The sequence below is a fragment of the Parasphingorhabdus sp. W113 genome (assembly GCF_055693205.1).
Map to the genome: position 1 here is coordinate 3,050,121 of NZ_CM146328.1, position 21,388 is coordinate 3,071,508.

The 21,388-nt window shown below is 58.0% G+C and carries 24 protein-coding genes; 14 read left to right on the forward strand and 10 right to left on the reverse strand.

The features are described 5' to 3' along the window. Window positions 1–54 precede the first annotated feature (54 nt). The 3 genes from ACZ1GS_RS14725 to ACZ1GS_RS14735 all read right to left on the reverse strand — a co-directional run bounded on the left by ACZ1GS_RS14725 (window position 55) and on the right by ACZ1GS_RS14735 (window position 2,490). Window positions 55–1,200, reverse strand: a complete 1,146-nt coding sequence (locus ACZ1GS_RS14725) for a thiolase family protein (RefSeq protein ID WP_472695920.1) — start codon at window positions 1,198–1,200, stop codon at window positions 55–57. A 32-nt stretch (window positions 1,201–1,232) separates the two neighbouring features. Continuing rightward, window positions 1,233–1,640 carry a Zn-ribbon domain-containing OB-fold protein gene (locus ACZ1GS_RS14730; protein WP_472695921.1) on the reverse strand — a complete coding sequence of 136 codons (408 nt, stop codon included), beginning with the start codon at window positions 1,638–1,640 and terminating at the stop codon, window positions 1,233–1,235. A gap of 79 nt (window positions 1,641–1,719) precedes the next feature. Continuing rightward, entirely contained in the window at window positions 1,720–2,490 is a 771-nt protein-coding gene (locus tag ACZ1GS_RS14735) for an SDR family NAD(P)-dependent oxidoreductase (RefSeq protein WP_472695922.1), read from the reverse strand. 95 nt (window positions 2,491–2,585) lie between these two features. Between ACZ1GS_RS14735 and ACZ1GS_RS14740 the strand changes: the two genes are divergently transcribed. Continuing rightward, window positions 2,586–2,966 carry a nuclear transport factor 2 family protein gene (locus ACZ1GS_RS14740; RefSeq protein ID WP_472695923.1) on the forward strand — a complete coding sequence of 127 codons (381 nt, stop codon included), beginning with the start codon at window positions 2,586–2,588 and terminating at the stop codon, window positions 2,964–2,966. A gap of 16 nt (window positions 2,967–2,982) precedes the next feature. Here the strand turns inward: ACZ1GS_RS14740 and ACZ1GS_RS14745 are convergent, their stop codons facing one another. From ACZ1GS_RS14745 to ACZ1GS_RS14755, 3 genes are all read right to left on the reverse strand, one after another. Further along, window positions 2,983–4,122, reverse strand: coding sequence for an acyl-CoA dehydrogenase family protein (locus tag ACZ1GS_RS14745; protein WP_472695924.1), 1,140 nt, complete (start codon window positions 4,120–4,122; stop codon window positions 2,983–2,985). Between the two features lie 11 nt (window positions 4,123–4,133). Then, window positions 4,134–5,345 carry an acyl-CoA dehydrogenase family protein gene (locus tag ACZ1GS_RS14750; RefSeq protein ID WP_472695925.1) on the reverse strand — a complete coding sequence of 404 codons (1,212 nt, stop codon included), beginning with the start codon at window positions 5,343–5,345 and terminating at the stop codon, window positions 4,134–4,136. 126 nt (window positions 5,346–5,471) lie between these two features. Then, on the reverse strand, window positions 5,472–6,476 hold the full coding sequence (locus ACZ1GS_RS14755) for an NADP-dependent oxidoreductase (protein WP_472695926.1): 1,005 nt from the start codon (window positions 6,474–6,476) through the stop codon (window positions 5,472–5,474). 115 nt (window positions 6,477–6,591) lie between these two features. Between ACZ1GS_RS14755 and ACZ1GS_RS14760 the strand changes: the two genes are divergently transcribed. From ACZ1GS_RS14760 to ACZ1GS_RS14785, 6 genes are all read left to right on the forward strand, one after another. Then, window positions 6,592–7,551: a Kelch repeat-containing protein gene (locus tag ACZ1GS_RS14760; protein ID WP_472695927.1), complete on the forward strand. Its 960-nt coding sequence runs from the start codon at window positions 6,592–6,594 to the stop codon at window positions 7,549–7,551. Window positions 7,552–7,563: 12 nt separating this feature from the next. Further along, window positions 7,564–8,322 (forward strand): N-acyl homoserine lactonase family protein, encoded by a 759-nt coding sequence (locus tag ACZ1GS_RS14765; protein ID WP_472695928.1) that lies wholly within the window; start codon window positions 7,564–7,566, stop codon window positions 8,320–8,322. 107 nt (window positions 8,323–8,429) lie between these two features. Then, a complete protein-coding gene (locus ACZ1GS_RS14770) occupies window positions 8,430–9,413 on the forward strand; it encodes a thiamine pyrophosphate-dependent dehydrogenase E1 component subunit alpha (protein WP_472695929.1) in 984 nt (327 codons plus the stop codon). Continuing rightward, window positions 9,410–10,402, forward strand: coding sequence for an alpha-ketoacid dehydrogenase subunit beta (locus tag ACZ1GS_RS14775; RefSeq protein WP_472695930.1), 993 nt, complete (start codon window positions 9,410–9,412; stop codon window positions 10,400–10,402). Before ACZ1GS_RS14770 ends, ACZ1GS_RS14775 begins: the two co-directional genes overlap by 4 nt. Before the next feature lie 2 nt (window positions 10,403–10,404). Further along, window positions 10,405–10,638 (forward strand): biotin/lipoyl-containing protein, encoded by a 234-nt coding sequence (locus ACZ1GS_RS14780; RefSeq protein WP_472695931.1) that lies wholly within the window; start codon window positions 10,405–10,407, stop codon window positions 10,636–10,638. 132 nt (window positions 10,639–10,770) lie between these two features. Then, window positions 10,771–11,583, forward strand: coding sequence for a helix-turn-helix domain-containing protein (locus ACZ1GS_RS14785; RefSeq protein WP_472695932.1), 813 nt, complete (start codon window positions 10,771–10,773; stop codon window positions 11,581–11,583). Window positions 11,584–11,627: 44 nt separating this feature from the next. On the opposite strand, the gene ACZ1GS_RS14790 is transcribed toward ACZ1GS_RS14785, so the two are convergent. Further along, window positions 11,628–12,035, reverse strand: coding sequence for a PaaI family thioesterase (locus tag ACZ1GS_RS14790; RefSeq protein ID WP_472695933.1), 408 nt, complete (start codon window positions 12,033–12,035; stop codon window positions 11,628–11,630). 4 nt (window positions 12,036–12,039) lie between these two features. Further along, window positions 12,040–13,620 carry an aromatic ring-hydroxylating oxygenase subunit alpha gene (locus tag ACZ1GS_RS14795; protein ID WP_472695934.1) on the reverse strand — a complete coding sequence of 527 codons (1,581 nt, stop codon included), beginning with the start codon at window positions 13,618–13,620 and terminating at the stop codon, window positions 12,040–12,042. A 178-nt stretch (window positions 13,621–13,798) separates the two neighbouring features. Between ACZ1GS_RS14795 and ACZ1GS_RS14800 the strand changes: the two genes are divergently transcribed. Genes ACZ1GS_RS14800 through ACZ1GS_RS14815 form a run of 4 tightly spaced genes read left to right on the forward strand, consistent with a single transcriptional unit; the run spans window position 13,799 to window position 16,563 of the window. After that, the gene (locus ACZ1GS_RS14800; protein WP_472695935.1) at window positions 13,799–14,428 is read left to right on the forward strand and encodes a glutathione S-transferase family protein; all 630 of its coding nucleotides are present in this window, start codon (window positions 13,799–13,801) and stop codon (window positions 14,426–14,428) included. Continuing rightward, window positions 14,425–14,973, forward strand: a complete 549-nt coding sequence (locus ACZ1GS_RS14805; protein WP_472695936.1) for a VOC family protein — start codon at window positions 14,425–14,427, stop codon at window positions 14,971–14,973. Before ACZ1GS_RS14800 ends, ACZ1GS_RS14805 begins: the two co-directional genes overlap by 4 nt. Then, a complete protein-coding gene (locus ACZ1GS_RS14810; protein ID WP_472695937.1) occupies window positions 14,970–15,761 on the forward strand; it encodes a ThuA domain-containing protein in 792 nt (263 codons plus the stop codon). The genes ACZ1GS_RS14805 and ACZ1GS_RS14810 overlap by 4 nt, the downstream gene beginning before the upstream one ends. Before the next feature lie 43 nt (window positions 15,762–15,804). Then, the gene (locus ACZ1GS_RS14815) at window positions 15,805–16,563 is read left to right on the forward strand and encodes an SDR family NAD(P)-dependent oxidoreductase (protein WP_472695938.1); all 759 of its coding nucleotides are present in this window, start codon (window positions 15,805–15,807) and stop codon (window positions 16,561–16,563) included. Window positions 16,564–16,589: 26 nt separating this feature from the next. On the opposite strand, the gene ACZ1GS_RS14820 is transcribed toward ACZ1GS_RS14815, so the two are convergent. Further along, on the reverse strand, window positions 16,590–18,170 hold the full coding sequence (locus tag ACZ1GS_RS14820) for a fatty acid--CoA ligase (protein WP_472695939.1): 1,581 nt from the start codon (window positions 18,168–18,170) through the stop codon (window positions 16,590–16,592). Window positions 18,171–18,368: 198 nt separating this feature from the next. On the opposite strand from ACZ1GS_RS14820, the gene ACZ1GS_RS14825 reads away from it, so the two are divergent. The 3 genes from ACZ1GS_RS14825 (at window position 18,369) to ACZ1GS_RS14835 (ending at window position 20,548) form a co-directional block, all read left to right on the forward strand. Next, window positions 18,369–19,184 carry a sugar phosphate isomerase/epimerase family protein gene (locus tag ACZ1GS_RS14825; RefSeq protein WP_472695940.1) on the forward strand — a complete coding sequence of 272 codons (816 nt, stop codon included), beginning with the start codon at window positions 18,369–18,371 and terminating at the stop codon, window positions 19,182–19,184. Then, on the forward strand, window positions 19,181–19,669 hold the full coding sequence (locus tag ACZ1GS_RS14830) for a nuclear transport factor 2 family protein (protein ID WP_472695941.1): 489 nt from the start codon (window positions 19,181–19,183) through the stop codon (window positions 19,667–19,669). The genes ACZ1GS_RS14825 and ACZ1GS_RS14830 overlap by 4 nt, the downstream gene beginning before the upstream one ends. Window positions 19,670–19,738: 69 nt before the next feature. After that, complete coding sequence (locus tag ACZ1GS_RS14835; RefSeq protein WP_472695942.1) at window positions 19,739–20,548, forward strand: hypothetical protein; 810 nt, start codon at window positions 19,739–19,741, stop codon at window positions 20,546–20,548. A gap of 9 nt (window positions 20,549–20,557) precedes the next feature. Here the strand turns inward: ACZ1GS_RS14835 and ACZ1GS_RS14840 are convergent, their stop codons facing one another. Further along, window positions 20,558–21,334 (reverse strand): hypothetical protein, encoded by a 777-nt coding sequence (locus ACZ1GS_RS14840; protein WP_472695943.1) that lies wholly within the window; start codon window positions 21,332–21,334, stop codon window positions 20,558–20,560. Between the last annotated feature and the right edge of the window lie 54 nt (window positions 21,335–21,388).

Here is a 21,388-nt window from a genome sequence, read left to right on the forward strand (position 1 = left end):
AAACTAGCCCCCTCAGTTCCTGAAACAAGTTCGGGACGATGGAAACAGAAAAATCTACCGCTGCAATATCGTCACGGCCGACACGCCCGGCGCCCCATAGACCTGCGTATAGCCCGTCTTGGGATCACCCGGAACCTGGCGTTCACCAGCGGTGCCGCGGAGCTGGACAACATTTTCGTAGACCTGCCGCAGGCCCGAGGCGCCGATCGGCTCTCCGCAGGCAAGACAACCACCATCGGTGTTGACCGGGAGTTCTCCGGTGATTTCGGTCCGGCCTTCGATCAACCATTGCTCCTGGTCGCCATGGGGGCAGAAGCCGTTCTCGGCCATATGCATGATCTCGGCCCCGGCTTCGGTATCCTGCAGCTGCGCGACATCGATATCTTCCGGCCCCAAACCGGCTTGCTCGAAGGCCGCTTTTGCCGCCAGCTCGGTCGCCGTGCCCCCGCGTTCATTGTCAATTGATGCGGCGAACACCTCGAACGAACCGGGCGGACGCGTGCGCATGACCGAGGTTTTCAGACGGATAATCGGCCCGCCCAGTTCCTTGGCTTTTTTCTCGCTCGCCAGAATCAGCGCAACCGCGCCTTCGGCCGGAGAGCAGAACATATATTTGTTAAGCGGGTCGCTGATCATCGGCGCGTTCATGATGGTCTCGAGATCGACCTCGCTGCGCCGCCAGGCATGGTCGGTCTTGGCGCCGTTGCGGAACGCTTTTTCTGCCACTCGGCCGAGCGCTTCGACGCTGAGACCATTTTCGTGTAAATAGCGCATGATCTTGGCGCCGAAAAACTGCGTGGTCAGCATATAGCCCGCTTCGCCATACCAGTTGGGCAGGCCGTAAGCCGCCGGATCGGCGTTGAACGCCCCGCGCGGATGCTTGTCAAAACCAACCGCCATGCCAAGTTCATATTCGCCCGATTTGATCGCACTGGCCGCGGCATTGAGCGAAGAGCCGCCCGTTGCGCAGCCGTTGGACACATTGATAAACTGGATACCGGTCAGCCCAAGCTGCGATACCATATTGTCGGCATTGCCGGAGGCGCTTGAACCACCAAAGGCAAATTCGACATCTTCCCAGGCGATGCCGGTATCGGCCAGGGCCTGTTTCACCGCATAAATGCCCTGGTCCATGCCGTCGCGGCCCTCGGTCCGGCCAAACGGATGAATTCCGGCGCCGACAATACATACATCGCTCATCTCAACATCTCCTCAAACAGCTTCCGGGTCGGTCAGACCGGCTTGAAAGCGTGGATCATAACTTGCTCGTCAGCCGGCGCGTCCGGGTCGAGCGGGATCGCGGTCAGCTCGACTTCCATGCCGATTTTGACATCTTCCGGTTCCACGCCGGTCAGGCGCGATTCCACCATGGTCTGGCCGGGCAGCGACACATAGGCCACCACATAGGGCTTGAAATTCATCGGATCAGCCGGTCCCGCATAAGGCGTTTTCGGCGGGAAGCGCTGCACGGTATACGTCCACACCGTGCCCCGCGTCGCCAGCGCTATCGGCTCGATATGATCGCTTGGCGTCAGGGGCAACGGGAAGAATATCTGCCCGGTTTCGGTGTTCCGCGCACCCACCAAAGCGGTCATCTCATCATCGGTAAACAGATTGTCTGCGATCGGCCGTGGGCTCATCCGCTCTCTCCTTTTGTCGGTTCAAAGGACTAGGCCAATTGCCGTCGGTCAATAACTGCCAAAACGGCTAGGGAAATGTCTAGTAGCCGGGATGCACCGCCAGCATGCCGCCATCGACCAGCAAGTCGCTGCCGGTCACAAAGCCGGCATCGTCGCTGGCCAGATAGACCGCCGCACCGGCAATGTCCGTGCCCTGCCCCATCCGGTTCATCGGCGACATCGCGGCCACCCGATCGTAAATATCCGGCACGAATTCCTTGGCCGCATCAATAATCCCGGTATGGGTGCCGCCCGGCACGATATTATTGCACCGGATGTTGAGCCCCTGCTGGGCGCAATGCGCCGCCACGGATCGCGTCAACATACGAACACCGCTTTTGGACGCGGTATAGGTCACATCTCCCGGCAGAGCCGCAAAGGCAGAGGTCGATGCGATATTGATAATCGAACCCGAAGAGCCGCCCGGATTCTGTTTCATCGCCTTGATCGCATTCTGGCACCCCAGCATCACGCCGGTCAGATTGATCCCGAGCAGATGGTGCCAGCTTTCCAGATCAATATCCTCGATCGACTTGGCCGCGACGATTCCGGCATTGTTGACCAGAATATCCAGGCGCCCCCAGTCGGACTGGGCTTTGCCAACTACGGTCGCCCAGCCCTCAGCCGTGGAAACATCCTGCTCCAGAAACGTCGCGCCGGCTGCGTCGGCAACGTCCTGCCCCAGCGCCACCTGCACGTCGGTCGAGAGCACTTGTGCGCCTTCTTCGGCAAAGCGCGCAACCATCGCCGCGCCGATCCCGCTCGCGCCGCCGGTTATGATTGCCGTCTTGCCTGCCAAACGTCCTGTCATGTCGATCTCCTATGATCCCTATCAAATTCGGCAGACGCAGAGCGCCACCGCTTCGGCTTATTCTCCCCTATGTCCCGCAACAGAAAGGCCCAGCCATGCCCACAGCCGACCATTTACGCGAAACCGTCAATCGCTATCTCGCCGCGATCAATGCCGGCGACATGCAAGCCGTCATGGCCCTGTTTGCCGACAATGCCGCGGTGGAAGACCCTGCCGGCACGGAACCGAAACGCGGCGCGGCGATTCTGGAATTTTACACCAATGCCTTTTCCAACGGCGCGAAAGTGGCGTTGACCGACAGTGTCCGGCTGAGCGCCCGCACGGCCGCTTTCCCGTTTCGCGCCGAAATCGGCCAGGCGGACGGCAGCACTCTGGTCGTGGAAGTGATCGACGTCTTCGAATTTGACGAGGACGGGAAAGTGGCGAAGATGACGGCGCATTTCGGACCAGAAAACATCTCCCACCGCGCGCAATGACCGGAGCGCGATCAGGTCAATAACCGGAGCGCTTGGCCAACCGGTCTGCATGAAAGCCGGCATCGCCGAACATCTGCTGCGCAACATGAACCCGTTTAAAATAGAGGCCGACATCATATTCGTCGGTCACCCCAATGCCGCCATGCATCTGAATCGCTTCCTGCGTCGAGAGCTGCGCGGTCATGCCGGACTTTGCCTTGGCCATCGAACAGGTCGCGGCAGCGCTTTCAAAATCGTCATCGAGCAACTGCAGGGATTTCAGCACCGCTGATTTGGTCATTTCGATTTCTGTCGCCAGATGCGCAGCCCGATGCTGAAGGCCCTGAAAAGAGCCGATTTTCTGGCCGAATTGTTCCCGTTCCTTGAGATAATCGGTGGTGATATCGAACACCTGTTGCGACGCGCCGGACATCTCGGCGCCGAGCACCGCGCGTCCGGCTGACAAGATCCCTTCCAGCGCTTCAAATCCGCCGTCGAGCTCTCCCAGTATTGCATCGCCCGTCACTTCAAGGTCATTGACTTTGATATTGGCGGCATTGCGGCTGTCGATCATCGGCACATGTTCGCGCTCGATCGCGGCGGCATCGGCATCGACCAGAAACAGCGTAATGCCGTCCTCATCTCTGGTTTCACCCGATGTCCGGGCGGCGATAATCAGTTTGTCGGCGACATGCCCGTCGGCCACAAAAGTCTTCGCGCCGGACAAAATATAGCCATTCCCATGCGGCTTGGCCGAAAAGGCGATATGCTCGGGGCGATGCCGTGGGCCTTCGTCAACCGCCAGCGCCATCAGGATTTCCCCGACGCTGATCGCGGCCAGGCACTGGTCCTTCTGTTGCTGGGTGCCGTAACGCTGGATCGCGGTCGCGCCCAAAACGGCAGTGGAGAAAAACGGTGAGGCGGTCAGGTTGCGGCCCATTTGTTCCGCCAGAACCCCCGCACCGACATAGCCAAAATCACTGCCGCCATAAGCCTCGTCGACAATGATTCCGGCCCAACCCATATCCGCCATATCCTGCCAGAGCTTACGGCAAAATCCATCCGGATTCTTGCTGTCCCGCAACGCCCGCAAGGACGACACCGGCGCATTTTCGGTGAGAAACCCGCTGGCGGAATCCTGCAGCATTTCCTGTTCTTCGGTAAGGATCAGAGACATATCGGCGTGACCTATGCGCTGGGCAGTTCCAAGACGCGCTTGGAAATGATGTTGAGCTGCACTTCGGTGGTGCCGCCGAGGATGGAATAGGCCCGGTTATAAAGCCATGTATTGGCGAGACTTTCATATTCTATGCCGTCCGGTCCGATCGCCGCGGCTTCGGTGCCGCCGATATCCATGCGCAGCTGGCTGCCCAATTTGGTCAGCTCGGATGCAGTATATTTCAGCATCGATGATTTCGCCCCCAGCCCGTTGCCGGCATTGGCTTCATCGTTCATCCGTTCGACTGTCAGAGTATAGGCCCAATCGTCTATCTCGGCCTGGGCAATCCGTTGGCGCAGCGCGGGATCTTCCAGCCGGCCGGTGGCGTCAACTCCGATTGCCTCGGCTGCGTAGCCGCCCAGATTTTCAGGGCCCTTGGCGCCTTTCAGCGGCGACATTGTTCCCAGCATGCCGCGTTCATGGACCAGCAGGTTCTTGGCGACGTCCCAGCCGCGATTGACTTCGCCAACCACCGACAGATTGCCGTCGCCATAGGATTTCGGGACTTTGACATTGTCGAAAAAGGTTTCGCAAAAGGGAGAATGTCCGGAAATCAGGACGATCGGCTTCACCGAAATGCCTTCGCTGGCCATATCGATCAGGATGAACGTGATGCCTTTATGCTTTGGCGCATCCGGATCGGTGCGGACCAGGCAGAATATCCAGTCGGAAATATCGGCATTGGATGTCCAGATTTTCTGACCATTGATCAACCAGTGGTCGCCCTTGTCCTCGCATTTGGTCTTGAGCGATGCGAGATCGGAACCGGCACCCGGTTCCGAATAGCCTTGGCACCAGCGGATTTCCCCTTGGGCAATGGCGCGTAGATGCATGAGTTTCTGCTCATGGGTTCCATAGGCCAGCAAGGCGGGGCCGAGCATAGATATGCCGAAATTGCTCAACGGTTTGCGGCCATTAATCCGTTCACGCTCTTCGGTCAGGATTTTGGCTTCGTCGGCCGACAACCCTGCGCCGCCATATTCCTTTGGCCAGGTCGGCACGGTATAGCCCTTGGCTACCGCCGCATCGAACCATTGTTTCTGCGCATCGGACTGGAATTCCCAAAGCCGGCCACCCCAGCACTGGTTCTCGGCCGTGATATCACCATCGCGCATTTCCGGCGGACAATTGGCTTCCATCCATGCCCGTGCTTCCGCGCGAAATTGATCCAGATCACTCATAACATGCCTCTCGTAACCCAACCGTCATATTGCAGTCGTTCCCCGGCGGGGACTGCGCAAATAGTTAGCGACAAATTTTGCCAATGATTTGCACTTTCCCCTATTTGCCCGCCAGATGCGGACCATTTAGTCCAGACGCAGCATTTGCTTGCCAAAATTCTGACCAGCAAAAAGGCGTTTGAGCGTATCGGGAATATTGTCAAACCCTTCCTGAATATCTTCCTTGAAGGTGATTTTGCCTTCGCGAATCCATTCGCGCATGCGTTTCTGCGCTTCGGGATATTCGTTCATATAATCAAGCACGATAAAGCCGGACATTGTGCCGCGCTTGAAAATCAGGTTGAAATAATTTTCCGGCCCGGCTGGCATATCGCCTTTTTCATAGCGCGAAATACCACCGCAAATGACCACCCGGCCGTGCATGGCCAGATGCCCCAGCGCGTCGTTCAATATCGCGCCACCGACATTGTCGTAAAAGACATTGATCGACTGGTTGCACAGCTCTTTCAGCTTGGAGCGGACATCTTCATTTTTATAGTCGATCGCATGGTCATAGCCGACATCGCCGGTCAGCCAGTCGCATTTTTCCTTGCCGCCCGCGATGCCGATAGTCCGGCAGCCGGCAATTTTGCCGATCTGGCCAACCATCGAACCGGTTGCGCCCGCCGCGCCGGAAACCACCAGCGTGTCCCCGGGCTGGGGACGGCCATGTTTCAGCAGGCCGAAATAGGCGGTCATGCCGGTCGTGCCGAGCGCGCCCAGATTGGCGGACAGCAGTTCGTCATCGGGAATCTTGTTGAGCTCCCCGCCGGGGACATGCGCATAGTCCTGCCAGCGCAACATGCCCATCACCTTGTCGCCCTTTTCAAAGCCGGGATGGCGCGACTCGATCACCGTGCCTACGCCGCTGCCGCGCATCACTTCGCCAATTTCGGTCGGCGCCACATAGCCTCCAATATTCTCCATCCAGCCTTTCTGGGCCGGATCAAATCCAAGAATCTCGTTCTTGACCAGAACATGGCCTTCCGCTGTTTCCGGCACCGCAGTGACCACTTTCTTGAAGTCGTCATCAACCAGCCCACGTCCTTTGGGGCGTCCGTTAATCAGCCATTGCCTGTTGTCGGTCATCATTTTCTCCATTGCTTGATCGCGGTCGTGATAGGGCACGGACAAGCCGCTACATAACTGCCAGCTTTGATAGCCTGAGGGGGATGGCCTTCGCTTTGAGATGTGGCATAGCAGGCCGATGCGCAGAATATTTCTTATCCTTCTGGCGATGATCCTTGTGCTGCTTGGCTCCATCTATGTCTTTCGGGTTGCCCAGGGATGGGACGATGGAATGGACCAGCCGCGCTCCGAAATTCACGCCGCTGCGCGCGCGGACAAAGTCTATATAGCCGGTGGTATCGGCCTGTTTCGCGTGCTCGACAGCTGTGAAGTCTTTGATCGCGCTGCCGCCAGCTGGGATAGCTGCGGCACCCTGCCCCGCCCGCTGCATCATGTCGCGATGGCTGCCGGGCCGCAACGGATATTCGCATCCGGTGGCTATGTTGCGCTGCCGTTCAAACAGGACCAGACACCCGGCCTGTTCCAGCTGGTGCGCGGCAGCCAGCGCTGGACCGAACGCGCTCAACTTCCTCATCCGATCGGTCAGCACGCGATGCTCTACCGGGATGGGCGACTCTATTTGATCGGCGGCCAAAATGGGTCAGAAGATCTGGCAAGCCTTTGGTCCTATGATCTCGCCTCGGGCGCATGGACCGCGCTCAGCCCGATGCCGACCGCGCGCCATTCCCATGCGATCGCAGTGACCGCCGGCACGCTCTACGTCACTGGCGGCCGGAGCGCTGCGCTGGGCAGCGAGATTGCCCTTATCGAAGCCTATGACTTTGCCGAAGACCGCTGGGCAACGCTGCCCGACATGCCGATTGGCCGCGGCGGCCATGGCGCTTTTGTCCGGGACAACGAGCTGCATATCATTGGCGGCGAATCGCTGACCGGGGGCAATGTGATCAACCGGCACGACATTCTTGATCTGGCGTCGCTAACCTGGACCACCGGTACGCCGCTTGCCGCTGCACGCCATGGCTTTGCGGTTGCGGACTCACCCGATAGTGATGAAGTCTTAGTGATCGGTGGCGGGGCGAAACCGGGGATGCACACGATTTACTCCGTAACGGGAACCGTTCAGCGAGTCGCAAACTAGCAGGAGACGATCATGCAACATCCATCCGACGGGCCGCTGCTCTACGCCTTTACCTGCGGCTATATCACCTTGCCGATGAGCTTCTTTCTCGACGGAGAGCCGGGCAAGGCCAAGGTCCCGGCCTGTGTTTTCCTGATCGATCATCCTAAGGGCAAAGTCCTGTTTGATACGGGCTTTAGCGACCGGTTTGTCGGACTGGAGAGCGGCCTCGGCAAGATTGTCGACATGCCGGCGGACCAGACCATCGCCAACCGCCTTGAAGCGATCGGTTTGGATCCCGCGCAGATTGACTATGTCATCAACTCCCATCTCCATATCGACCATGCGGGCGGCAATCATATGCTTCCCAACGCCACAATTCTGGTGCAGACACCGGAATGGGATTTTGGAACCAGCGGGGAAGACACGGCCTATGACGCGATCGACTTTGATCTCGGCCAGCCGGTCAAACGACTGAACGGGGAGCATGATCTGTTCGGTGACGGCAGTATCGTGATCTTCCCGACGCCTGGCCATACCCCGGGCCATCAGTCGGTTCGGGTGCGCACGATCGGCGGCGACGCGGTGCTCGCGGCGGATTGCTGCAATATGCGCCAGTCGCTGGATGACATGCATCTGCCGGATCACTGTTACAATATCGACCAGTATCGCGGCTCGCTCGAAACCCTTTCTGAGTTGCGCCGCGCCGGTGCGACGATTTTTTATGGCCATGATCCGGATTTCTGGTCGACCGTCCCGCAGGCCGAAAAACTCGATCTGCAGGCTCTGTAAACGGCCGCTCACTCCCTATAACAATAGTGGCGAGCGCATCCCCCTGCGCTATGAAGAAATGACACAGAGAGTCCCGGTAGAGGGCGGATCACCAAAAGGAGCGAAACTTGGCGAATAGTGAAATGGCAGACAAAGATGTCCTGGTGGATATCTTCACCCGCGCAGACCTGATCATGCAGTCGGATATCAAGTTTCGAAAAATGATCGGCGCCGGACAATTGCAGATCGTCTATTATCCCGTCCGCGGCCAGGAAGTCGTGTCCTCGGCAATGATGGCGGCGATCAATCAGGAAGATTATCTCGTTACCATCTATCGCGGTCTCCACGACCAGCTCGCCAAGGGCATTCCCTCCAAGGACCTCTGGGCCGAATTTGCCGGCAAGGTGACCGGCACCTGCAAGGGCAAAGGTGGCCCCATGCACATCACCCATCCGGAAACCGGGGTGATGGTCACCACCGGTATTGTCGGATCAGGCATTCCGATTGCCAACGGCCTGGCGCTGGCCAGCCAGCTCGACAAGGACGGCAAGGTTACGGTCTGCTGCTTTGGCGATGGCGCATCCAATATCGGCGCTTTCCATGAAGGCCTCAACATGGCGCAAGTGTGGAAATTGCCGGTTATCTTCCTGTGCCAGAACAATCTCTACAGCGAGCACACGCCGATGGAATTCGCGACTAGCTCGGAGACCATCAAGCAGCGCGGCGAAGGCCTTGGCATGCGCTCGGTCCGGGTTAACGGCAATGACGCCAGCGAAATGTATGCGGCGGCCAAGGAAGCGGTCGAATATGCCCGCGCCGGCCACGGACCGACGCTGATCGAAGCGATGACATTCCGTTTCCACGGCCATCTGCTCGGCGACACCGGTCACTATATTCCTGAAGCGGAAATGAAACAGGCACTGAAAGATGACCCAATGCCGATCCTGCGCCAGCAATTGCTCGATATTCAGGTCAGCGATGCGGACATTGCCGCGATCGAAGCGAAAAACGCGGCGATTATTGAAGAAGCCGCCCAATTTGCGATGGACAGCGATTATCCTCCGGGAGACGAATATCGCATTGATGTCCTCGACGTGGAGATTGCAGCATGAGCGATAAACCAGCAGAAATCATGTTCGCTCAGGCCTGTAACATGGCAATGGCCAAGGCGATGGCCGATGATCCCAAAGTCATCCTTATGGGCGAGGATATTGCCGATGAACAGGGTGGCGGCGTGTTCAAGGTAACCGCCGGTCTGTCCGAACAATTTGGCACCGACCGTGTCCGGTCAACACCGATTTCGGAGCAGGCGATTGTCGGTGCTGCCGTCGGATCCGCTCTGGTCGGCTACAAGCCGGTGGCGGAAATCATGCTGATGAATTTCATCACCGTGGCGATGGACCAATTGGTCAATCATGCCGCGAAACTGCGGTTCATGTCGGGTGGGCAAACCAGTGTGCCGTTGACCATCCGCACCACAACCGGCGCAGGCACCGGTCTCGGCGGCCAGCATAGTGATATGCTCGAAGCCTGGCTGGCGCATGTTCCCGGACTGAAAGTCGTTGCGGCGTCCAATCCGGCTGATGCCTATGGTCTGCTCTATTCTTCGATCATGGATCCCAATCCGGTGATCTTCATCGAGAATACGCCGACCTATTTCACCAAGGGGCCCGCGCCCGCGCCGGATCATGTTGTTCCGCTCGGCAAGGCTTCGGTTCCCCGCGAAGGCACGGATGTCAGCGTGATTACCTATAGCCGCGGGGTTGGTGCGGCCCATGCCGTGGCCGAAAAGCTCGCGGGCGAAGGCATTTCGGTCGAGATTGTCGATCTCCGTACGATTGCGCCGTTTGACGAGGAAACCGTGTTGAAGAGCGTTGCCAAGACCAAGGCAGCGGTGGTGGTTCATGAGGCGGTCAAGAATTTCGGCACCGGTGCCGAAATTTCATCGCGCATCCACGAGGAACTGTTCGCTGACCTGCGCGGTCCAGTCGGTCGCGTCGGATCCGGCTACGCGCCGGTGCCGTTCTCGCCGACGATCGAAAAGGCGTGGATGTTCAGCGAAGACGATATTGAACGCGAAATCAGAAAGCTATTGGGGTAAATATGGCGACAGAAATACGCATACCGAAATTGGGATTCAGCATGGAAGTCGGAACGCTGGCGGAATGGCTGGTTCCCGATGGCGCTCAGGTTACCGAGGGTCAGGACATTTATGCGCTCGAAAACGACAAATCGACTCAGGAAGTCGAATCGCCGGCAACCGGGACGTTGAAAATCATCGTTTCGGAGACCGGTGCGGAATATCCGGTTGGGGAGCTGATCGGCACGATAGAATAATCGCTTCGGGCAAAAGCCTCGGGACCCTGTCATTATTAATAGTAATGTTTGGTTGACTGCAAAACCAAACAACGCGAAAAGCATGCGCAATGAAAGGGGCGGTAAACGCCTCCCAGGAGAGAGCGAGCTTTGATGGCAGAGAATTTTGTCGAGGAAATACCTGACGTTACCAAGGCGACCTTTCGCCGGAATATCGACAGCGTCACGATTACCAGCGCCGCCGAGATACGCCCTGCGGCGGAAGCGATCCATGACATTGCACAATCCTATGACCTGCGCATCGCGGTCAGTGCCGACATTTCATCCAAAGCCCATATGGTCGACGCCGATGGCGAATTGATCAATAAGGATGTCTTCGGATGGGTGGCCGAAGGCGAGCGTTGGTGGGAAGATACCCGGCTGGCCCTGAGCTCCCCCTTGCCGCGCGCCTGCCGCTATGAAAGCGAACCGGTCTGGTGCAATGCCGACGGATTTCATGGCCACTGGCACAATGATTATCTCGACGAGATTGATCTGACCGATTTCTACACCGATGATGCCGGGTCGAAATCCGCGATCCTGATTCCGGTTCACCTCCCCTTCGGCCAGATCGCGGCGGTCAGCTTCACGCCGACCGACAAGGATCTGTCCGATCTCAGCGAACCCTATCGGCTCTATTCCGATTTTCTCGCCCTGGTGACCAGCCGCTTTGTCACCGGCTATGTTCTGGCGATGCGCAAGAAGCACCGCATGCCGGCCAATTGCATTCTTTCCAAACGTGAAGCCGAATGTCTGCACTGGGCAGCAATTGGCAAGACTGACAAGGAAATCAGCATGATCCTGTCGCTCAGCCACGCGACCATCCGCTATCACGTCAACCGCGCCGGCCAGAAACTCAACAGCGTCAACCGCGGGCAGACCATCTTCAAGGCCGGGCAACTGGGCTATCTGGGCGCGACCGACTGACGATTTTCCGCCGTAGTCGCCATCCCGAATCCGAGCCCTATCGGCTATTTCCGCAACAGCGCGAAAACTCCGGTCATCGTCATCAATACCCTATCGCCAGTGACAATTTCACCGTGGCAATAAGCCATGCGTTTGCCTTTGCGGTCGATATGGGCATGGGCGACAACCCACTCGTCGGCCTTGGCACCGCTCAGGAAATTGGTGTTGAGATTGACCGTCGCAATCGGCAATCGCGGACGTTCGCTGACAAATAGCTGATAGCTCAGGGCGACATCGGCCAGCGTCGTCAGAACCCCGCCATGCGCCACGCCGATACCATTTAGATGCCCCTTGGTGATCCGAATGCCGACCGCGATATGGTCTGCGTCCTTGCGGGTAAAATAGGGGCCCGCCACGTCGAGAAAACCACTCGAGAATGTGGCGGGCGCAAACCCTTCGGGAATGGCAACCAAGCCGCTATTCCGCAGCTTGCAGCTTGGGACTTTTGGGCGGCTCTTCGCTGTTCAGCCACAGATCCAGTGTTTCATGGAAATGGCGCAGCTTCGATTCCTGATAGCTGGCAAAGATCGACACGCCATGGGGCTGGTTTTTCACGCCCTTCTGCATCGCCTTGTGGTTGAGATAGTCCTGATTGAAGATCTTGTTCAGATAGCTGCCAAACTCGGTCGCCTCGGTATAATCGTCGTGCAGATCGAGAAAGGTGCATTTTGCCGGTTCCGGACGCTCGGCGCCCTCCGGCAGGGCGACCATGAACATCACTTCGTGAAGCGACTGCTCGGGATTGTCGCCATCGGGGCGAAAGCGGTAGAAGATCGGATTAAAATCCGCCCAGGGGCTCATGTTCGGAAAGACGCTGTAGAAAATCGCGTCGGTCAAATCGGCATCACTGATATTGTCGACCATATCACCCCAGGTCGGCCGCATTTCCTCGCGCCGCGCCTGCGCTGCTTCGTCGCGCAAGGCATGAGCCGAAACGTCGGTATAGATCATCGGCGTATCTTCTTCTTCCGGAGCGATCTTGCCGCCGATCCAGTTGCACATATGCGGATCAGCGGATTTCAGATCGCCTTCGATATAATTGGCCTCCATGTCGAAAATACCGCTCTTGCCGTTGGGCAGGGATACTTTGACGCGATTTTCCTCCAACCGCTCGAATTTGTGCTTGCTGATCGGATGGATGAAGCTCTGAAACGCTTTCTGGTCCGGGAAAGCGGTCGGATCGGGCTTTTCGAGATCGGTATGCGGGCTCGGCGCGCCGTGCGCTGACATCGCGCGCGACATATTGTGCCACACGTCATATTTGCTGTTCGCATCGGCGAAAGCCGGCATCAATTCGGGATGAGTGCCGACCACATGATAGGATTCCATGAACGCTTCCTGCGCGATTTTCCAGTTGCATGGCAGCCGCTTGATCATGTGCGCCGCCTTGTAACGCCGCTCGAACGGGATCTGGAAATGGCGGTCAATATCGCCGAGGAAATCCTCCAGCGGTTCGCAATCCCGATCGGGGTTGATGAAAACGAAGCCGCCCCATTCGCCGACGCTAATGGCTTTCAGACTGTGGGTTTCTTCGCTGACGGATGGAAAATCCCATTGGCAGGGCACTTCCTTGAGCTTGCCATCCAGTTCCCAGGACCAGCCATGGAACGGGCAGCGCAGCGCCTTCTGGCCCTTTTTGTGATTGTCGCAAATAGCGCGGCCACGGTGCATGCAGCTGTTCGGATAGGCTTTAATCTCGTCTTCCGAGACGCGCACGATGATGAAGGACAGCCCGGCAATATCATAGACAAACGTGTCGCCGACTTCCTTGATGTCATCCTTGTGGCAGGCCATTTGCCAGACCCGCTTCCACAGCATTTCCACTTCGCGGTCATGCTCTTCCTTGGTCCAGTAGCGACTGACTTCGACTTCGGTCAGGCCCGGTTCCATCGGAGACTCTTCAAAATAAACATCCGGCGCACGAACTTTGTCGCCTTCCAACAGCTCGGTATAGGCAATACCGTTGGACCGATTATGACCTGTGAGCGTCTCGACCATTATTTTCTCCTGAGAACTTTACCTTTTCACCGCTCAGGCTAACGCAAAGCCGGGCAAATTCCACTAGTGAATCTGGCAGCATGGCCTACTGTTTTTGAGAGGACCGTTTGCAAGGTTTACCTGTGTATCTTGCGTTTCAAGAAGCAGGCACGAGTCTGCCCAGAAGGAGAGCAAATCCGTGAAACTCTATTCGAGTCTAGGCCCCAATCCCCGGCTTGTTCGTATGTTCTTGGTTGAAAAGAATATCGAAGTCGAGCGCGTCCACCTTGATATCATCACTGGCGAGAATCGCAGCCCGGACTATGCCGAAAAAAATATCTTGCAGACCACGCCAACGCTCGAACTGGATGACGGCACGCTGCTGACGGAATCGGTGGTGATCTGTGAATATCTCGAGGAGATTCAGCCCGACCCCGTGTTGATCGGGTCGACTCCGGCAGAACGCGCCGATACCCGGCGCTGGGCGCGGCGGATTGACCATGAAATCGCCATTCCGATGACGCTCGGCTTTCGCGGCGGCGCGGGCCGGCCGATGTTCGAACCGCGCATGAATGTGGTCGGCGCGGAAGGCGCAGCCGACTTGTCAGCCATGTCCGACAAGGCCTGGATCTGGCTCGACGAACAGCTCGGCACCAAGGATTATATCTGCCAGGACCGGCTGACTCTCGCTGATCTGGTTGCCTTCTGTTTCATCAAATTTGGCGGTACGGTCGGCTGGACCCTGCCTGACGGCACCGACAATCTGGCGCGTTTTGCGGCGATGATGGAAGAGCGTCCGTCGGCCGAAATCTGGCGCGGCGCAGAATGACGTCGACGCCCGCCACTCTCGCCAAGCTCGGCACGATCATGCAGATCAGCTATGTGCCCGACGATTATGACGCCGCGCTGGATTACTGGACCCAGAAAATGGGGGCCGGTCCGTTTTTCCACACCGAGGTCGTCGCTGTCGAAAATGTCAAATATCGCGGCGAACCATCCGACATCCAGTTTTCCATGGCGATTGGCTATTGGGGGGATGTTCAGGTCGAATTGATCCGGCCGAATAATGACGCGCCCTCGATGTTCAGGGACTGGCGCGAAAAAGGCCTGCAAGGCGTCCAGCATCTCTGCATCATCGTCGATGATCTGGCCGAGGCCCGGCGAATCACCGAAGACAAGGGCGGCGAAGTGATCCAGGAGGTTTCCTTGCCGGGCGGTGTCGGCGGCGCGTTTTATGCCGACTATGGCGGCGGACCGGGGACGATTATCGAATATCTGCAAATCCCGCAGCCGGGTCTTGATGGCTTTGCAGCGATGCGTCAGGCCCATCTCGACTGGGATGGAGTCACCAACCCTGTGATTGGAAAAGAATGATGAGCGAAACCCCTCCCGAACGCCGCCCGGATCAGAAACCGATCAAATGCGTGCTGGTCGCAGCCGGCAAATATCATGACATTGATTTTGCCCGGCTCGAGATCCTCAAGCTGCTGGCTGAAGATGATCGGATCCGTGTCCGGGTCTTTGAAGATTACGAGAATCTGGATGCAATCAAGAATGCGGATGTCCTGATCAGCTATACCTGCGACTTGCTCCCCAGCGAAGCAGCGCAAAAAAACATCCAGAATTTCGTCAAGGGCGGCGGGCAATATTTCGCGCTACACGGCACCAACAGCGTGCTGAAATTCCTCGAAGATGGCCGGGTCGATGCGCCGGATGACATGCCGACCTTTGTCGACACGCTGGGCAGCCGCTTCCTGTCCCACCCGCCGATCATTCCCTTCACCGTCGACAATGCCCAGCCGGATCATCCGCTGGTCAAGGGCATTCCGAGCTTTGAAACGGTGGACGAGCAATATCTTGTCGAAACCCGCGCGGAAATCGACGTGCTGCTCGACACCGAATATAATGGTGAAGATGACATTAGCGGCTTCGTCCACAGCGACATCACAAAGAGCCGCCACCCGGTTTTCTATATTCGCAAAATGGGCGAAGGCGCGGTGCTCTATCTGACCATGGGCCATTGCCGCGGCCATTATGACATGGATCCGGTGCTCGACTGGTGGCCGGAAGTGGACCGCTCCGGTTGGCAGCAGCCGATTATCTACGACCTGCTGCGGCGAGGCATCAAATGGGTTTGCCAACCCGCCATCGCAAAATTCTAGGCGCATATTCCAACCCCGAAACGAAACTCAAAAGGAGAGCAAAATGGATTTAGGACTCAAGGGCAAGAAAGTCATTCTCACGGGCGGCAGCCGCGGCCTCGGCCGCGCGGCGCTGGAGCATTTCGCCAAGGAAGGCGCGGACGTCGCGTTCTTCTCCCGCAATGCCGAGCAGGTGGCTGCGGCTAAGAGCGAACTGGAAGCGCATGGCGGCAAGGTGTTTGCCGAAGCGTTCGACATGACCGATGCAGAAGGCTATCCCAAATGGCTGGAAAAGGCAGCTGGCGAACTGGGCGGCTGTGATATCTTCATCCACAATGTCAGTTCGTCCGGTGCCGGCGCAACCGGCGACTGGGAAGTCACCTTCCAGACCGACATTATTGGCGCGGTCAAGGCGCTTGAAGTGCTCGAACCGCATCTCGAAAAATCCGACGACGGATCGGTGATTTTCATGTCATCCACCGCAGCCTTCGAAACCTTTGTTGCGCCACAGGCGTTTAACGCGATGAAAGCCGCGCTGATCACCTATGGCAGCCAGCTCAGTCAGGCGCTGGGTCCGAAAGGAATCCGCGTCAATATGGTTTCGCCGGGTCCGATCAAATTCCCTGGTGGCAACTGGTCCCAGATCGAAGCGGGCATGCCGGAATTTTATGAAGCAACCAAAGCCGGTTTTGCATTGGGTGACTTTGGCGGGGCCGATGACGTCGCCCGCAGCGTCGTGTTTCTCGCCAGCCCGGCGTCGAGCTATACGACCGGCGCGCATCTCGTCATTGATGGCGGCTTTACCAAGCGCGTCCAGTTCTAACGCTTTTTCGTCGAAAGCCGGGCGGTCTAGTTGACCGCCCGGTCTTTTCCTTCCCAATAGGGCGCACGCAATTCGCGGCGCAAGATCTTGCCCGACGGATTGCGCGGCAAGGCGGGAATGAAATCCACTGATTTCGGACATTTGAACCCGGCAATATTGGTCCGGGCATGGCCGATAATATCGGCTTCGCTGGCTTGATTGTCGGCTTTCAAAACCACACAGGCCTTGACCGCCTCGCCCCATTTTTCATCCGGTATCCCGATCACAGCGACATCCGCCACGGCAGGATGGCCGTAAATCGCATTCTCGACTTCCGCCGGATAGATATTCTCGCCGCCGGAAATGATCATGTCTTTCACCCGATCGTGGATATAGAGATAGCCATCCTCGTCAAAATAGCCGGCATCACCCGTCCGCAGCCAACCATCGCTGTCAATCGTCGCTGCGGTGGCGTCGTCCATGTTCCAGTAGCCCTTCATATTATAGGAAGAGCGCGTCGCAATCTCGCCGACTTCGCGGGTCGGGACACTGTTGCCCTGTTCGTCGATAATCTTGACCTCGACACCCTGGAGCGGCTTGCCCACGGACCGCATCTTGTCATTGCCATCGGGATCATGATCCTCGGGCGGCAGCGCAACAATCGTCCCGGATGTCTCGGTCATGCCGTACATCTGGATGAATTCGCAGCCGAAAATATCGATGCTTTCCTTCATCATCTCGAGCGGGATCGGCGAGGCGCCATAGCTGATATATTTGAGCTTGGAAAAATCGACTTCGCCAACGCGGGGATGGTTGAGCAGAATCTGGATTGCGGCCGGCACCATGAAGATCTTGCCGATGCCATATTGCTCGATAAAATCGAGCGCTTCGGTCGGATCATATTCGCGTACCACCACGGCATGGCCGCCAGTGTACATATTGCCGAGACCGGAACCGGTGCCGCCAATGTGGAAACAGGGCATGGCGAGCAACATAGTTTCGCCCGGCACCGATTTCTGCCATTCAGCCAGATCATCGTCTGATAATTTGGCGCGCTGTCCGAAAATCGAGCGGCCGGTCATGATCGCGCCCTTGGGATGGCCAGTGGTGCCAGAGGTGTAGAGCTGCAGCGCATCATCATCGGGCGAACAGGGCACGGCGGGATCATCGCTGCTGAAACCATCACGCCAGTCCGGATAGCCAGGAAAGTCCTCTTCCGCCTGTTCGGAACAGATAATCGTCTCGACATGCTCCAGCTGCGGCTTGATCTGCCGCACAAGATCGACAAATTCGGGGCCGATGAACAGGATCTTGGCTTCACAGTTATTGACGATATAGGTGACTTCCGGACCGGCCAGACGCCAGTTTACCGGCGTCATCACCGCGCCGATCTTGGCGGCGCCGAGCAAAATCTCGAAATAGAGATGGGAATTCTTGCCCATATAGGCGATCCGGTCGCCCTTCTTAACCCCCAGCGCGGTCAGACCATTGGCCGCCTGGCTACTCTGTGCATGCAAGCCGGCATAGCTGACCGTGTCGCCTTCAAAAGTGAAGACCAGCGCGTCGCCCAGTTCTTCTGCCTGATGCCTGATGACGTCCGCGATGGTGATAATCTGCTCTTTCAACATGATCCTGTCCTATGGTTTGCGGTCTTATCAAGAAAACCGATTCTGCCTTCCTATCTAATGCCGGCCATCTCCAAACCGGCCTAGCATATTGATTAGCCTGCTGAACCGGATCCGTCGCCCGTCCTGACCAAGCCAGCCGCCTCCGGCCTTGGGGCAATTGATAGGTGCAATGGGGCCCGCTTCTCCTATGATCCCGGCATGACCCATTTGGCCCTGCACCAGATCACGATGATGCGCGACGGCCCGCAAGGGCTGGTGTCCTTTGCGGCGGAGGCTGGCCTCGAGGGGGTTTGCCTGTTCACCGCATCGCCGCAAGCACCGGATGGCAGCGCCATGTTCCCGGTGGTGAGCAATCGCGAGAAATCGGACTTTCGCCAGTTGCTGGCTGACAATGATATCCGCGTCATCAACGCCGAATATTTCCCGGTATTGCCGGATCGGGACGTAACCACTTATGAGCCGGCGATCGCGCTGGCCACCGCGCTGGGCGCGAAACGCATCGTCACCCATGTCCAGGAAACCGATCCGGCGCGCAAGGTTGATCAGTTGCACCAGCTGTGCGCCAGCGCCCGGGCGCATGGCCTTGAGGTCGGACTGGAATTTACCGGTTTTGCCGGCGGCTGCGCCTCCTTGACCGAAGCCGTTGCCCTGCATCGTGACCTCGCCTGCGACAATCTTGGTATCGCCATCGACGCGCTGCATCTGTTCCGCACTGGCGGCACGCTGGAACAGCTGGCAGCGGTTGATCCGGTCAGTATCTGCTATGCCCAGATTTGCGATGGCCCAGATTTCCGGGTGAGCAGCAGCTATGTCGACGAGGCGATGAACCGGATGATCCCCGGCGACGGCGTCTTTCCCCTGGCCGGGATGCTGAACCTGCTCGGTCCGCATGTCGACATCGATATCGAAATCCCCTGGTTCGGCGCCGGGCCGACCGACGATCTGGACAGCTGGGCCCATCGCGCAATCGCTGCCAGCCGTACTCTGATCACCAATAAGGAACCTGTATCATGACTCTGGAACAACTGCTCGACCGCGCCACCATTACCGATCATGTGCTGCAATATGCCGCCGGGATCGATCGCCGTCAGTGGGACTTGTATCGTTCGATCTTCGCCGACGAGATTGTCATGGACTTCTCGTCCTGGTCGGGGAGCCCGGCCGCACCCATGGCTGCCGACGACTGGGTGACCGGCGTGCGCACCACCTTGGAACCCTTTGACGCCACCCAGCATGTCCTGACAAATTTCAAGGTAGAAGCGGATGGCGATCAAGCCCGGTGCACCTGCTATGGCACGGCGCATCATCATCTGGTGGTTGATGGAGAGCGCCATATGAACTCGATCGGCGGCTATTATGTCCATGAATTGCAGCGGGTTGGCGAAGGCTCTGACAGCAGCTGGCTGATCTGCCGCACCACGCTGAACGTGACCTGGGAAATGGGCGATCGTGGTCTTTTCGAACTGGCGGCCCAGCGCGCGGCTGCCGCAACGGTCTAAGGAAAAGATTGCGCCAGTCTTGCTTCATGCTAATGTTGTCCGGACAAATTATCTGACGGAGAAACCGGCATGTCTTTGACCACCAGCCTCGCGGCCCTGACCCTGGCCGCTACCGATCCCGGTGCAGCGGCTCTGGAGGCCCAGCTGACGGGCATGTTCACCAATGAAGAACAGGCCTATTTTGAGAAAGATGCCGGTCGCATCCCGCCGCCGTGGACCGCCCTGCGCATAGAAAAGAGCGAGGACCGTCTAACCCTCACGCCGATCGATGCCTTTGGAACACCCGTGGGCCCGGACCAGGCGGTAAAGACACGCAGCGGAGCAGAGCGTGATCAGGTGACCGTCGGAACCTGTACGCGCAATTTTGATCGCACGGAAAGCGGCTGGACCTATAGCGCGCTGCAAAATCGCAAACGCTGCAACCAGCCGTTCCAGATTATCGCTATCACCGCGAACGGTCTCACGCTGCGCCTGGCCGATGGCACCGAGACCCGGCTCAATCGGGCACGGCCGGTCCAGTGCTGGGCCGCGGTCAAAAAATCGGAACCCAAAGCCGATGGCAGCCCGGACTGGCATTTTGCCCAAAAGCTCGAGCTGCATGATCAGGGCGGGCGCGTGATGGTCGGTGGCGGAGACAGCGGTGCCGATCCATTGATCCTGAGAATGCGTGCGGTCTACTGGCCTGCGCCAAGCACCAACCGCCCCAGTATGGTGCTCTATGTCCACAAGCCGGACGCACCGGATAGTGCCGTCAGTTACAGCTGGGCGGACATCAACGCGAGCCGGGTCGGCCTGAATTTGCGCTGGATGCAGTCAAGCTGCACGATCATCGGAGCAGAGCGCGATTCCGAGGTGACACCGCAGAATTTCCGCGGCTAAGCGCCGGGCTTATTCGGACGGAGGCTGAAAGCGCGCGCTGGCGATCGGCTGATTGACCGTGGTTTTCGTCCAGAACACTTCGTTGGATTTGCGCCCGTCATAATAGAGCGTGACGTGCCGCGCCTGCAGCCAGTCGGGATCGGTCAAGCGCACAAAATCATCATAGACCCGCACATGCCAGCCTTTGGGCGTGCGAAAGCCAAGCGTCCGGATGGCATGGCTTTGCTGGTCCACGCCGAACAGGGTCTTGCCACCCTTGGGATCGGTAAGCTCGACCATATAGAGTGGATGCTCGGCAATGCTGTCGTCAGGCAGGCGGGTCGCCACAAAGCCCGGCTTGTCGGCGTGCCGAATGATCCCGAAGCCGAAATTGCTGGCCCAGAATTTATCCGCTTCCGCCTTGGGTGTGATGCCTTTTTCGGTCCAGGTTGTTTCACCGTCATAGCCCACTTCGAAAATTAATCGTTCCGGGTTGCGGGCGATGATCCGGACCTTGCCATCGGCGCCGTGCGCAACGGTGCGGTTGCGGTCAAATTCCCGCCACATCCGGTAATCGGTGGCAATCACCCGGGGCTCCGGACCGGTAGCGCCATAGAATATCGCGCGCCCCGAAAGCGCCAGGGTCCGGGCGTTGGCCCAATCATCGCCCCCGGCTGCGGTGCGCGCCATCGCCAATATTTCCGCTCCGCTCAGCGCTTGCTCCTCTGCGGCACGCGGCTCCGCCGCAACCGGACCGCTCACGCCGATGCACAGACTGAATAGCGAGGCGAGAATGAAGCGCATCATGGCGGAGTTCTTTCTTAATTGTCCGGACAAATTCTACCTTGCCTTGCGCGCCGG

Bases quoted from the DNA above. Each gene is read 5' to 3' on its own strand.
- ACZ1GS_RS14725 (WP_472695920.1), bottom strand. From the start codon at position 1,200: ATGAGCGATGTATGTATTGTCGGCGCCGGAATTCATCCGTTTGGCCGG.
- ACZ1GS_RS14730 (WP_472695921.1), bottom strand. From the start codon at position 1,640: ATGAGCCCACGGCCGATCGCAGACAATCTGTTTACCGATGATGAGATG.
- ACZ1GS_RS14735 (WP_472695922.1), bottom strand. From the start codon at position 2,490: ATGACAGGACGTTTGGCAGGCAAGACGGCAATCATAACCGGCGGCGCG.
- ACZ1GS_RS14740 (WP_472695923.1), top strand. From the start codon at position 2,586: ATGCCCACAGCCGACCATTTACGCGAAACCGTCAATCGCTATCTCGCC.
- ACZ1GS_RS14745 (WP_472695924.1), bottom strand. From the start codon at position 4,122: ATGTCTCTGATCCTTACCGAAGAACAGGAAATGCTGCAGGATTCCGCC.
- ACZ1GS_RS14750 (WP_472695925.1), bottom strand. From the start codon at position 5,345: ATGAGTGATCTGGATCAATTTCGCGCGGAAGCACGGGCATGGATGGAA.
- ACZ1GS_RS14755 (WP_472695926.1), bottom strand. From the start codon at position 6,476: ATGATGACCGACAACAGGCAATGGCTGATTAACGGACGCCCCAAAGGA.
- ACZ1GS_RS14760 (WP_472695927.1), top strand. From the start codon at position 6,592: ATGCGCAGAATATTTCTTATCCTTCTGGCGATGATCCTTGTGCTGCTT.
- ACZ1GS_RS14765 (WP_472695928.1), top strand. From the start codon at position 7,564: ATGCAACATCCATCCGACGGGCCGCTGCTCTACGCCTTTACCTGCGGC.
- ACZ1GS_RS14775 (WP_472695930.1), top strand. From the start codon at position 9,410: ATGAGCGATAAACCAGCAGAAATCATGTTCGCTCAGGCCTGTAACATG.
- ACZ1GS_RS14780 (WP_472695931.1), top strand. From the start codon at position 10,405: ATGGCGACAGAAATACGCATACCGAAATTGGGATTCAGCATGGAAGTC.
- ACZ1GS_RS14785 (WP_472695932.1), top strand. From the start codon at position 10,771: ATGGCAGAGAATTTTGTCGAGGAAATACCTGACGTTACCAAGGCGACC.
- ACZ1GS_RS14795 (WP_472695934.1), bottom strand. From the start codon at position 13,620: ATGGTCGAGACGCTCACAGGTCATAATCGGTCCAACGGTATTGCCTAT.
- ACZ1GS_RS14805 (WP_472695936.1), top strand. From the start codon at position 14,425: ATGACGTCGACGCCCGCCACTCTCGCCAAGCTCGGCACGATCATGCAG.
- ACZ1GS_RS14810 (WP_472695937.1), top strand. From the start codon at position 14,970: ATGATGAGCGAAACCCCTCCCGAACGCCGCCCGGATCAGAAACCGATC.
- ACZ1GS_RS14815 (WP_472695938.1), top strand. From the start codon at position 15,805: ATGGATTTAGGACTCAAGGGCAAGAAAGTCATTCTCACGGGCGGCAGC.
- ACZ1GS_RS14820 (WP_472695939.1), bottom strand. From the start codon at position 18,170: ATGTTGAAAGAGCAGATTATCACCATCGCGGACGTCATCAGGCATCAG.
- ACZ1GS_RS14825 (WP_472695940.1), top strand. From the start codon at position 18,369: ATGACCCATTTGGCCCTGCACCAGATCACGATGATGCGCGACGGCCCG.
- ACZ1GS_RS14830 (WP_472695941.1), top strand. From the start codon at position 19,181: ATGACTCTGGAACAACTGCTCGACCGCGCCACCATTACCGATCATGTG.
- ACZ1GS_RS14835 (WP_472695942.1), top strand. From the start codon at position 19,739: ATGTCTTTGACCACCAGCCTCGCGGCCCTGACCCTGGCCGCTACCGAT.
- ACZ1GS_RS14840 (WP_472695943.1), bottom strand. From the start codon at position 21,334: ATGATGCGCTTCATTCTCGCCTCGCTATTCAGTCTGTGCATCGGCGTG.